Origin of the sequence: Acrocarpospora macrocephala (assembly GCF_009687865.1) — a bacterium.
Lineage (GTDB): Bacteria > Actinomycetota > Actinomycetes > Streptosporangiales > Streptosporangiaceae > Acrocarpospora > Acrocarpospora macrocephala.
Genome location: NZ_BLAE01000010.1, coordinates 224,419 through 236,350 on the forward strand (window position 1 = coordinate 224,419; position 11,932 = coordinate 236,350).

General features: G+C 68.2%; 8 protein-coding genes and 1 pseudogene. 3 read left to right on the plus strand and 6 right to left on the minus strand.

Annotated features, from left to right (window positions below; translation table 11 throughout):
- Positions 1-13: 13 nt before the first annotated feature.
- Positions 14-3,412, minus strand: a complete 3,399-nt coding sequence (locus Amac_RS10355) for a glycosyl hydrolase (RefSeq protein WP_155354098.1) — start codon at positions 3,410-3,412, stop codon at positions 14-16.
- Between the two features lie 522 nt (positions 3,413-3,934).
- On the opposite strand from Amac_RS10355, the gene Amac_RS10360 reads away from it, so the two are divergent.
- The gene (locus Amac_RS10360) at positions 3,935-5,581 is read left to right on the plus strand and encodes a beta-1,3-glucanase family protein (protein WP_155354099.1); all 1,647 of its coding nucleotides are present in this window, start codon (positions 3,935-3,937) and stop codon (positions 5,579-5,581) included.
- A gap of 76 nt (positions 5,582-5,657) precedes the next feature.
- Here Amac_RS10360 and fxsT read toward each other — a convergent pair whose 3' ends face one another.
- Entirely contained in the window at positions 5,658-8,042 is a 2,385-nt protein-coding gene (fxsT, locus tag Amac_RS10365; RefSeq protein ID WP_155354100.1) for an FxSxx-COOH system tetratricopeptide repeat protein, read from the minus strand.
- Positions 8,043-8,216: 174 nt separating this feature from the next.
- Here fxsT and Amac_RS10370 point away from each other — a divergent pair, with 174 nt between their 5' ends.
- Positions 8,217-8,441 carry a hypothetical protein gene (locus Amac_RS10370; protein ID WP_155354101.1) on the plus strand — a complete coding sequence of 75 codons (225 nt, stop codon included), beginning with the start codon at positions 8,217-8,219 and terminating at the stop codon, positions 8,439-8,441.
- 105 nt (positions 8,442-8,546) lie between these two features.
- Here the strand turns inward: Amac_RS10370 and Amac_RS10375 are convergent, their stop codons facing one another.
- The 4 genes and pseudogenes from Amac_RS10375 to Amac_RS10385 form a co-directional block, all read right to left on the minus strand.
- Positions 8,547-9,350, minus strand: a complete 804-nt coding sequence (locus Amac_RS10375; protein ID WP_155354102.1) for a hypothetical protein — start codon at positions 9,348-9,350, stop codon at positions 8,547-8,549.
- 81 nt (positions 9,351-9,431) lie between these two features.
- Entirely contained in the window at positions 9,432-9,623 is a 192-nt protein-coding gene (locus Amac_RS56010) for a PadR family transcriptional regulator (protein ID WP_307729718.1), read from the minus strand.
- On the minus strand, positions 9,568-9,753 hold the full coding sequence (locus tag Amac_RS56015; protein WP_246268213.1) for a helix-turn-helix domain-containing protein: 186 nt from the start codon (positions 9,751-9,753) through the stop codon (positions 9,568-9,570). Before Amac_RS56015 ends, Amac_RS56010 begins: the two co-directional genes overlap by 56 nt.
- A 45-nt stretch (positions 9,754-9,798) precedes the next feature.
- Positions 9,799-10,911, minus strand: a pseudogene (locus Amac_RS10385) (DNRLRE domain-containing protein); the annotation flags it as partial.
- A gap of 172 nt (positions 10,912-11,083) precedes the next feature.
- On the opposite strand from Amac_RS10385, the gene Amac_RS10390 reads away from it, so the two are divergent.
- The gene (locus Amac_RS10390; protein WP_155354104.1) at positions 11,084-11,923 is read left to right on the plus strand and encodes a transposase family protein; all 840 of its coding nucleotides are present in this window, start codon (positions 11,084-11,086) and stop codon (positions 11,921-11,923) included.
- The last annotated feature ends 9 nt before the right edge of the window (positions 11,924-11,932 follow it).

Genomic DNA, 11,932 nt, shown 5'->3' on the forward strand with positions numbered 1-11,932 from the left:
CCGCCATCATCGGCTACGCGAAGGGCAGCCGGATGACGCTCTGGTTGCCGATCCCGACGTTGGTCGTGGTGGAGCCGATCGCGCTCCAGATCTCGACCCGCACCGAGCCGCCGGCCAGGTTGCCGAGCGCGCCGGTGGCCGTCTTCACGCCGGACGCCTGGGTGTAGTGCTCCCACCCGCTCACCGGGTCGGTGGCGAAGTACGTGTACGTCTCCACCCGGTCCCAGCTGCCGTTGCCGGTCAGGTCGTAGGAGACCCTGACCTGCGTGGCGTTGCCGACGTTGGTCCCGGCGTCCACGAACACGTCGAACGTGGTGGCCGCGCCGCTGAACGTGCCGGTCAACCCGGTCGCGTTGTAGACGGCGGCGTTGGTCGGGACACCGTCGTGGTTGCCGTTGGCCGCGGCCAGCGTGACGCTGCCGGCCGCACCCGTCGTACCCGGCAGCGAGCCGTTCGACTGCGGGTACCGGTTGGCGGAGAACTGACCGGGCGGTGAGGGCGACGGGCTGGGCGACGGGCTGGTGCAGACGCCACCGCCGTAGACCTTGAACTCCCACAGCGAGTAGCCCCATGCGGTGCCGCGCGCCGTACCGTAGAGCCGCACGTAGCGACCCGACCCGGACGCCGTCAGATTGTCCGTGCCGCCGTCACCGGTGGTGGTGCTGTAGATGTCGGTCCAGGTCGTCCCGTTGGTGGAGGTCTGGATCTGGTACGACCGCCCGTAAGCGGCCTCCCAGGTCAGCTGCACCGACGAGATGTTCTGCACCGAGCCGAGGTCCACCTGGATCCACTGCGGGTCGCTGAACGCGCTCGACCAGCGGGTGGCCCCGTCGCCGTCGAACGCCAGGTTGGCCGGGTAGCCGCTCTCGACGCTCGACGAGGTGGCCGGCCGGCCCTGCGAGAGCAGCGAGGCCGGTGCGCACGGCGAGGGCGACGGGCTCGGGGACGGGCTCGGGGACGGGCTGGGCGACGGGCTGGGCGACGGGTTGGGCGTCGGCGTGCCGCCCCCGTTCGCGTTGCCGCCGCTCCAGGTGAACAGGCCCGAGGTGACGGTCTTGCCGGCCGGCGCGGTCAGCGTCGTGCCGTTGGAGAAGGTCACCGTCAGCGAGCTGTTGGTGATGTTGGATGCGACGTAGGTCCGTACACCGTTCTTGACGAAGACCTTCGCCAGCGGGTGGTTCGCGGTGACCGTGGTGTCCACCGTGCCCAGCGAGGCCAGGTTGCGCAGCCAGTGGAAGGTGTGCGCCTTGCTCTCGCCCTCCTCGGAGGTGTAACCCGGGTTGGCCTGGAAGGCCGCCAGAGCGGCCGGTCCGTCGCCGAGCGCCCGGAACTCCTGCAGGATGTCCTGCCAGACCGTCGGCGGGCCGCCGTTGTTGGTGACCAGCTCGTTGTAGTTGGTCGCCACGTACGCCGGGTACTCGCCGAGGTAGAAGTGGCCACCGGTGATCGGCAGCATGTTGATGCCCTGGATCATCTCGGGCTCGGCGCTGAACCAGGTGGCGTACGCGCCGCCGGAGCCCCAGACCATGCCGACCGTGGAGTGCCCGAAGGTGGACGGGAAGTTCTGGTTGCGCACGTCGAACCAGTACTCCTGGATCGCCGCGGTCTGGGTGGCGTAGATGAACACGCCTGCGTCGCGGACGGCGGTGTTGCCGGTCGCCTGACCCCACTGGATCAGGGCGTTGGCGAAGTTCATCCCCTCCGAGGAGGACTCCTGGTTGTTGCCGGAGCCGAACGCGCCGTGCCCGGACGCCCAGTCGTGACCGGCGTAGATGTCGAAGTCACGCAGGTAGGGGAAGCGGGTGTCGTTGCGGTCGTAGTTGTTGGCGTCCCGGATCAGCAGGTCGACCATGCCGCCGTACTGGGCGTTGGTCGCCCAGGTCGGGTCGAACTTCGCCAGCGTCGCCGCGGCCGCGATGTAGTAGCCGTAGTGGAAGTGGTGGTCGTTGAGTTCGGCGTCCGAGCCGTACGAGGCCGGGTAGCCGATCAGGGTGCCCCAGGCCGAGTTGTAGTAGAAGACCCGGGTGGTCTTGCCCGCGCTGGCGGTGAACCAGTCGTTGAGCCTGGTCCGGATGCGGTTGAGCGCCGCGTCCCGGACGGCGGTCAGGTTGAGCTGGTCGGCGATCTCCGCGATGCGCGCCGCCCGGCCCAGGCCCTTGCCGGTCCAGTAGGTGTCGTCGCCGAGGCCGGCCGTGGGGTCGCCCAGCTCCGCGTTCAGGTAGTTGGTGATGGTGGTCAGGTCGCCACCGGAGTTGTCGCCGACCGCCGGGATCTCGGGCAGCACACCCTGGAATTTCATCGTGGTGCTGAACGAGTTGCCGGTGACCACCTTCATCTGGCCGCGCGCCGAGACGTAGGTCTCCGCCAGCGGCGTCGAGCCGGTCAGGTAGTTCCACTGGTGCGGGTAGAGCGCGATGACGGTGCCGCTCGCGCTGCCCTCCCGAGCCGTGGTGGTGAAGGTGTAGGTGGTGCTGACGTTCGAGTTGCTCGGGTTGTACGAGTACGACACCCGGGTGCCGGTGACGTGCGCGTGGGCGTACTGCGCGTACGTGTTCGCCAGGCTGGTGCGGGTGGCCGCCGGGGTCGACGGCGACGTCGGCAGCACCGCGACCGAGAAGTAGTTCTGCCCGTTCAGCGTCGAGGAGATGCTGGTCCCGCTGACCGTCCAGGTCGAGCCGCTGGGGGCGAAGCCGAGGTAGTCCTTGCCGTTGACGGTGAACCCGATGGTCGCGCCGCTGTTGGACCACACGGTCGGGGTCCCGCTGGTGGTGATCTGCGCGTTGCCGCCGGTCTTCTGGAAGTAGGCGAACGGCAGGCCGTGCCCGATGGTGGCCTTCAGCGTCCGCGTGCCGTCACTCCAGTACGGGGTGACCGTCCAGTCCGTCCAGCCGTCCACCTTGACGTCCGGCGAGTTCAGCCCGGTCACGCCGACCAGGATGTCCTGCACGTACGGGTAGTGGTACTCCCCGACGCCGGTCGCGGTGCCGCTGATCGCGGCGACGGTGTTGTAGGAGAAGCCGAGGCCGCCGGAGACCGTGTCGTACGAGATCGGGTGCGCGTGCAGCGGCTCGCCGTAGGCGCAGTCGAGCCGCTTGAACAGCAGCGACGACCACCAGTCGTTGGTGGGGACCGCGCCGGCCGGGGCGTTCGCGGTGACGTAGGCGCGCGGGTTGGTCGACAGGGATCCGCAGCCGGACGGCAGCGCACGGCCGGCTGGCAGCGTATCGGCGTACGACCCGGCGCCGACCGTGCCCGCTTGGGCGGCAGGCGTGCTGACCACGAAGGCGAGCATCGCGGCGATCATCGCCAGCACCACGCTGACCACGACCGACCGCGACACGGTACGGCGGGCCGGCGGGCCGGCGCTGGGCGGCGAGGTGCCGGGTAACTGGGCCCCTATGGGCTGGTCCATTCTTCCTCCGTGGTGACGACCGGGGTGTGGGAGTCCGGGGTGCGGGCGGATCGGTGGCTACAGATGTCTGGGGTTTCGCAGTGGAGTCGGGGACGCACCGGAGAAGACGTCCCGCGGGACGGGTTCCCTCCACCGCGATGAGAGCGCTCTCTCAGCGCGGAAACTAATGCCCGGGACACCTCTCGTCAATGTTTCCGACTGATTGCCCGGAGGTTAATCCCTCCAGTGCAGGTCAATGCGGTCCGGTGTCGCGGCGCCGAAGCCGCCCCAGGCGCCGCACGCCCTCGGTCGCGAGCCACGACGTCTACCGGCGGACGCCGCCAGCATGGGCGGATAGCGGTTCTCCCGCGGCGGACCACACGAGGCACGCGTGGAGCACCCGTCGCCCTTCATCCATTGACGAGCGATGGAGCCCGGCCTAATCTGCGAGAGCGCTCTCTCTGCTAGAGGCCCTGCCAAGACGGGTGCTCGTGAACCTTGTCAGCGACCGTCATCACTCGACGAATGTGAGGACTTTCGCACATGCCTACCAAGCAAAGGGTCTTAGGCACCCTGGCCGCGATCGCCATGGCCATCCCGATCGCGCTCGCCGCCGCCGCGCCCGCCCAGGCGATCGGACCCGCTCTCCTGCCCGTGACCGTCACCAACAGCACAGGCCGCGCCGACGCGGTCTATCTGTACGTGATCGGCGTCAACCTCAGCACCGGCCGGCTCGGCTACGTCAACGCGGCCGGCACCTTCGTTCCCTGGACCGGCGGCCAGATTCCGCCGTCACCGGCCCCGGACGCGTCCATCGCCGGGCCAGGAAACGGTGCGAGCACGACCATCCGGTTCCCGCGCGGCTTCTCCGGCCGGGCGTACTTCTCCTTCGGCGAGAAACTCAAGTTCTTCCTGACCCCCGACGGACTGGTGCAACCCGCCCCGTGGGCGGGCGGCGACGCGAACCGCGACATCCTGTTCGACTGGAGCGAGTTCACCTACAACGACTCCGGGCTCTGGCTCAACAGCTCCCAGGTCGACATGTTCGCCGTCCCGCACGCCGTCACCGTGACCGGCGCCACCGGCGCCACCAAGCGCACCGGCGACGTCGTCTCCAACGGGCGCCAAACCACGATCAACTCGATCCGGGCGCAGGCCGGATGGGCGAACACCGCCTACACCCGTTCCGACGGCACCGTGCTGCGCGTCCTCGCGCCGGGCAAGGCGGCCGACGCCGGCCTGTTCAGCCCCACCTACCTGGACGGTTACATCACGTCGGCGTGGAACGCCTACACCGGCAGGACACTGACGGTGGTGCCGTTCACCGACCAGCCCGCCATCAGGTACTTCGGCCGGACCAGCGGCAACGTCATGAACTTCACCAACTCCGCCGGACAGCAGGTCGCGTCGTTCAACAAGCCGACCAGCGCCCATGTCTGGGGCTGCGACGGCAACCTGCACGCGCCCAACGACCAGGTCGTCGGGCCGATCGCCCGCACGCTGTGCGCCGCCCTGAACCGCGGCACCCTCGGCACCATCGACACCCAGCCCAGCCTGGACGCGTCCCAGTTCTACCTCAACAACCCGACCAACCAGTACGCGAAGATCATTCACGCGAACATGGTCGACAAGAAGGCCTACGCCTTCGCCTTCGACGACGTCGGCGCCTTCGAATCGCTGGTGCACGACGGCGACCCGCGCTCGGCCGGCATCATCCTGAGCCCGTTCGGCGCCGGCGGCCCCGTGGACCCCAATCCCCCGGCCTCGTGGGTCAGCCTGGTCAACAAGACCAGCGGCAAGTGCCTTGACGCCCGCTCGTCCGGCACCGCGAACGGGACGGCGATCCAGCAGTACACCTGCAACAACTCCTACGCGCAGCAGTTCCAGCTCCAGCCGACCAGCGGCGGCTACGTGCGGATCAACAACCGCAACAACCCTGCCCAGGTGCTGGACGTGAGCGGGGTGTCCACCGCGGACAACGCGTTGCTGCACCTCTGGGCCTATGGCGGCGGCAACAACCAGCAATGGCTGCCCGTCTCCGAAGGCGGTGGTTACTACCACTTCACGGCCCGGCACAGCGGCAAGTGCGTCGACGTACCCGGCGCGTCCACCGCCGACAGCGTCCAGCTGGTGCAGTACACATGCAACGGCACCGGCGCGCAGTCGTTCCGACTCGTCACCCAACCCTGAGATCGGCCATCCGCGCCACCTGCGCGGCGGACTTGCCGGCCTCCTGGACAATGCGCACCGCGCCTGCCCGGAGTGCTCATCGGCTGCCCGAACGGATGGCCTGCAAGGCTCGTTCACTGGCCCGTGTGTCGGGGTGCTCGGGTCCGAGGATGCGCAGTCGGTCGGCGTAGGTCACGGCGGCCAAGGGCTCGGCCTCAGCGAATCGACCTTGCTTGAGAAGGAGGAACGCTATCTCGTGCCGGGTCACCAGAGTACGTGGGTGATCTTTCCCCAGAATCCGGTCCTGATCGGCGTAGACGTCCCGGAGGGCTGCCTCGGCCTCACCGTATAGCTGCCTGCGGGCCATGCTCCACGCGATGGCGTACCGCGCGGCCAGGGTGCCGGGGTGGTCGGGCCCGAGGATACGTCGCCGGTCGCGGAGGACCTCCTTGAACAGGGCTTCGGCCTGAGCGGCATCACCCCGCTCGACCATCATTCGCCCGAGCTCATGCCGGGTGCTGATCGTGTCGGGATGATCGGCACCCAGAATCCGGAGACGATCCTCGTAGATCTTCCGAAACCGGGACTCGGCCTCCTCGAACCGTCCCTGCGCCGCGATCGCCCGCGTCGCATCGTGACGAGTGCTGATCGTGTCGGGATGCTCGGCGCCCAGAATCCGTACCTGTTCAGCGAGGATGTCGTTCAGCAGCCGTTCCGCGTCGGCCGACCGTCCCCGCATGGCGACGGTCCAGGCGATGTTGTGGCGGACGGTGAGAGTTTCGCGATGGTCGGGGCCGAAGATCCGCACGTGATCTTCCAGCAGCGCGCGGTAGCGCGCCTCGGCCTCGACCAAGTGCCCGTGCGCGGCCAGCGCCCATGCGATATTGCCGCGCGTGGCGAGAACGGCTGGCGCGTCGGCGCCCAGAAGGCGGACCTGGTCCGCCAGTAACTCCTCAAGCGCCTGCTGTACGGCGTGATGCCTGCCGTGCACTCGCTCCACATCGGCGATGCGATAACGCAGGGCCAGCCGCTGCGGGTGGTTGTCGCTGAGAAGGGACGTCCGCTCGAACGCCGCTCGGACGAGAACCTCGCTTTCCCGATTCTGGCCCGACCGGGTCAGCATCGCGCCAGCCAGGTCAGCCGCCTTGGCGAGGGCGACGAGACCCTCCTCGTCGAAAGGCACGGCACTCGCAGCCAACAGGTCGCGCAGGTGCGGGAGGAGACCCAGCCACGATGGCCAGGATCCGGGATCGTCGGTACGGAGCCCGTCCGCCGCCTCGCGCAATAGCACCGCCGCGACCCGGGTGATCTCCGGGGCGAGGTCCAAACGGCAGGCATAGGCGACGAGCGGATGCACCACGACCGAACCTCGATCGCGGCTATCCACGAGGCCGGTTGCCAGCAGAGCGTCGAGGCCGACCCGGACGGCGTTCGGGTCACCGGGATCGCACAGGCGCGTGAGCACCTCCAGCTTGAGCAGATCCCTCGGTACGTCCACCGAGGGCGCGAAGCACGCCAGCACCCGGAGCAGCGGCCGCGCCTGCGGGATCCCCCGGCCTGCCAAAGCGTCCAGAGAAACCTTCCAGGTTGCCACGACACGGGTGCCCATCAACTGGAGGAAGGGCACGGGCAAGGCCTGCCTGTACTCCGCGAACGAGGACGGCTGCGCGAATGGCGAGGCCAGGAAGGCGCCGGCTTGGCGCAGCCCGAGCGGCAGACCGCCCAGCGTGTCGGCGAGCAGGACGGCTTCGTCGCGGGTTCCGGCGTCCGGGGCGAGATCCAGAAGCACTTGGGCACCATCGTCAGCGCTCAACGACCCGAGCTTCACCACCCGCCCGAATCTGCCCCAGGCTTCCTGATCCGAGATACGGCTGGTGAGGATGATCAGCCCCGAGGAGGACGGTCGCAGCCACCCGGTTCCGTCCCGCGCTTCGGCACCGCCGATGGTCAGCGCGTCGATGTCGTCGGCGTTGTCTACGAAGAGCACCCAGTCCGACCGGGACTCCAGGCACGACCAAACCAGATCGGCAGGACTCGTACGGCCGGCCCTGGCCGCCTCGATCTCCCCACGAGTGATCCCCAGCGCCACGGCGAGTTCCAGAAACCCGTCGGTGAGCGTCAGCGCGTCGACCGCGGAAAGCCACCACACGCTCCGGCCGGCATTGAGGAGTTCCTCGGCGAAGGCCAGCGCGGCCGTCGTCTTACCCACCCCGCCCATTCCCGTGACCACCAGGAACCGGCCGTCCCGCTGGGCCAGGACCTGCCGGAAATCGTGCATCAGCTCCTGCCTGCCCCTGACCTCGGGAAGCCGGCCGATCGGCGCGGCCAGCACGGCCGGCGGCCGCGCCGTCCCCGGGGCGGCAGGCCCCTGGTCTCCGGGCGATACGCGGGGCAACCTCGGTGTCCTGCGCAGCTGAATGATCGCGACGATGACCGCGGCGGCACCCGCGATCGTTCCCACCAGAGAGAGCGCGATTTCCACACGGCCGACATTACGGACCCTCAGCGGGTCGGAGAATCCCAAACATCGAAATCCATCAGCGGTGACCCTTTGACCCCGTCGCCACGCCGCGGCCTGCGCACCCAGACGGCCGGGACGCCCGCGCACCGTCCGATCCAGTGCCCCGATATTACGGTTGGCCCGGGAGAACAGCTCGTGATCACGCCGACGGATGGCGAGGCGAGTGTCCGGCGGCCGGCATCGCCTACCAGTTTCGCCACCAGGAACTGCAGGACTACCTGGCCCGCCCACGAGTCCCAGACCGGCCACATCCCCGACCTGGACAAGATGCTCAAAACCTTCCTGGCGACCCACGCGGCGAACGGCGGCCTCCCGGAAGGCTCCTACGCCGAGGCCTTTCAGGTCGTACCGACCGGATGATCATCTAATCGCTGCGACGGCGCGGACGTCCGCCGTTGAATTCCAGACAGGGATGGGCGGCAAGCCATGCCGCCCATCCTCACCGGACCGGTTGCCGTCTGCCGATCAGTGGTTGACGTCCTTTTCGTCGATCACCGCGTCGGGCGGGGGCGCGGAAACGGAGACCTTGGCGCCCCAGTTGTAGAGACGGGTGTCGGAGCTGTAGTCGACGATGGTTCCGCCACCGACGGGCATCCGCAGCTTGACGCTGAGGCGGGTGACCAGCCCCTCGGAGTTGAGCACAAACGTGTAGGTGATCTTGGAAATCTGCCCGCTCTCGCTCTTACCGCCAGGACCGAACTGCTTGCGGAACACCGGTGAGAGCGCCGCCATTTTCGCGCTCGTGGTGGACCCCTTCACCACACCACCGCGGACAGAAGCCGCCTTGGCGATCAGAGTCTTGACCGTGTTCGGCTCGAACACGCTGATGATGATCCCGCTGGGAACCGGGGGGATCGGCCGCTTCCGTACCCAATACTTGCCCTCGGGCAGCCCTTCTCCAGCCCGGGGTCCCTGCACGTAAGTCACCTTCGGCAGCGAGATCACCCTCCCGGGGCGCTCCAGGCTCTTCTTCGCCTCGCGCTCATCCTTGCTCGACTCGCTGAAGTAGCCCTTGTCGTAGCGCGTCTTTTCAGTGAGATCCGAGGCGACCGCTCCCTTCGGACCGAACTGAACCGCTCCCATCTCCTGGGTGACGGTCCCCTTCCCGCCCTTGACCCGCACCTGCAGCACCGTCTTGAGCTTGACGCCCCGCCCTGCGACGAACTGCGCCTTCAGCGCCTTGATCGGATCAACTTTGGCTTGCGCCGGTCCCACAGGCACCAATAAGGCACCCACGATCAACATCGCCCCGGCCATCGCTCGCTTCACGCGCTTTTCCCTTCTCATATTCGCGCGCGAAAGTCTCACAATGCCAGATCACAGCGTGATCACGAACACCACGAGGTGGCTTCATCCCCACGCCTGCCGGAGCCGGGTGGTCGCAGCGGTGGCGTACCGGGCGAGGCGGTCGGCCTCTTCGGCCAGGCGGGTCGCGCCCTCACCGGTGAGGCGGTAGTAGCGGCGGACCCGGCCGTCGACGACCTCTTCACGGTCGGACTCGATCAGACCTTCGGCGCGCAGGCGGTCGAGGGCGGCGTACAGGGTTCCCCGCCCTCAGCACGACCCTGCCGCCGGAGATCTCGGCGACGTCGGCGATCACGCCGTAGCCGTGCTGAGGGCCCGCCGCGAGCGCGGTCAGGATCAGGAACGTCGGCTCCTGCATCTGCCTCATGTCATCTATATATACCGCCCATCAGTATATATAGCGCGCGGTATCTCAGAAGTCGAGGATGAGCTTCTGCCAGTCGGACCACTCCGACTGGAACGGCCCACCGCTCGCCCGGACCCGCCATTGGACCCACAGGCCGCCGTCAACGAGGCCCTCGGGGATTGTCACCACCGCCTGCTCACCCGACGGAACGTCTTCGTCGACGCTCTCCCAGATCAGGCCGGTTCCCTGGCGCGGCTGCTCCGGGTCGTACTCCATCTGGAACTCCACCCACATCGAGTCGGCGAACGGATGCGTCACGGTGGCCCGCAGATCGGGGGTCAGGCCGATGCTCATTGTCCTGCCCTCGTACTGGTACGACGGGAACACCTCGTGGGCGGTGATCTCGGGGACGTCGGTGGCCACGGTTCCGTGACCCCACGCCGACCAGTCGGAGACCGTGCCCGCCGTCACGTTGTGGGCGCGGGCGCGCCAGCGGATCTTCCAGCCGTCCTGGACGATCCCCGCCGGAATCCGGACCAGCGGCTTGCCGTTGGCGGACGTCTGGGACGAGGTTGCGGTCCAGATCAGCCCGGTGCCCTGGCCGGGGACGGCGGGATCGTGCTCGATCTGGAACTCGGCGGTCATCCGGCCGCCGGCCGGGTCGTTGATCAGCGCGTACATGGCCGACGGGGACCCCTTCAGCCAGACGGAGTCACCCTCCCGGTAGCTCGGCCCGATGTTCACCCCTCTCACTGCCGGAGCGGAGGCGACGTCCATGGTGACCACGAGCTGGGGGATGGGGTGGTTCTCGCTGTCGTACGACCCGAAGGTCCACAAGCCGTCGCCAGCCGCCTCGTCCGGAGATTGAAGCGCCAGGCCGTGGTTCTCCGCACCGGCCCTCCAGTCGTGGACGATGTCCGTGACCGGCCACTCGATCGTGTCCGGGGAGGGCTTGCAGAACTTGGTGACGCCCTTGGTGGCGATCTGGGCGTCCTCGTCGGTCGAGGCGGGCTGGTTGCCCCAGTGCAGGAAGTCGGCGGCCCAGGTCCCGGTGACCCGGCGCACCTGGATCCCGTGCCCGACCACCGGCCCGCACGCCGGCGCGCCGACTCCGGTGAGCCGCAACGTCGCCGACTTGACGACGCCCTCGGGCAGCAGGGAGAGATCGAACCTCAGATACGACCGGACTGTGAGGTGATCTCGGAGAAATCGATCCGGACAGGCAGTATTTCAGTGGCACAGACGACATCGGCAAGGTAGACACGCGGACGAATGGCCGGGCGTGGGAATGAGTGTGGGGCCCTCGGTAGAACGGTTCTCACCACAAGAAGTCCCTGCCGGAAGGCCCCACGTGATCCCCTATCGTGCCACGCTCGACGTCCCACGTGAACTCGCCCGCCACCTTGCCCGGCTGCTGCGGGCCGAGCGCCACCGCCGGCACACCCCCAAGGGCAGCAGAGCCCTGACCTGCTTCCACCAGGCCGTATTCGCGTTGAGATGGTTCCGCAACGGCGGTGACATCACCGCCCTCGGCCGCGACCACGGCATCTCCCGCGCCACCGCCTACCGCTACCTCCAGGAGGCCGTCGACGTACTCGCCGACCAAGCCCCCGGCCTGCACCAAGCCCTGGACCGCGCCCGGGCCGACCACCTGCCCCACCTCATCCTGGACGGGAAACTCATCCCCTCCGACCGATGCGCCGAGCAGACGATCAGCATCAAGGGAAAAGACATCGACCTGTGGTACTCCGGGAAAGCCCACGCCCACGGCGGTAACGTCCAGGCGCTGTTCGCCCCCGACGGATTTCCCCTGTGGATCTCCCACGTCGCACCGGGGTCGGTTCACGACCTGACCGCAGCCCGCCGGGACGTTCTCGGCGCCCTCTATCGCCTCGCCACCCGCGACGGCATCCCCACACTCGCCGACGGCGCCTACGAAGGCGCGGGCCACGGCGTTCACACCCCTATCCCGCAACCCGAGGACGGCCGTGACCTGTCCCCGGACAACCGCACCTACAACCGGCTCCTACGCAACCTGCGCTGCCTCGGCGAACGCGGCTTCGCCCTGCTCACCCAGCGTTGGCGCACCCTCCAGCACATCACCGCCAGCCCCAGCAGAATCGGCGACATCGCCAAAGCCGCACTCGCCCTCACCCACTTCGAACACGGTTATCTCACGGGAATTCGGTGAGATCACCTC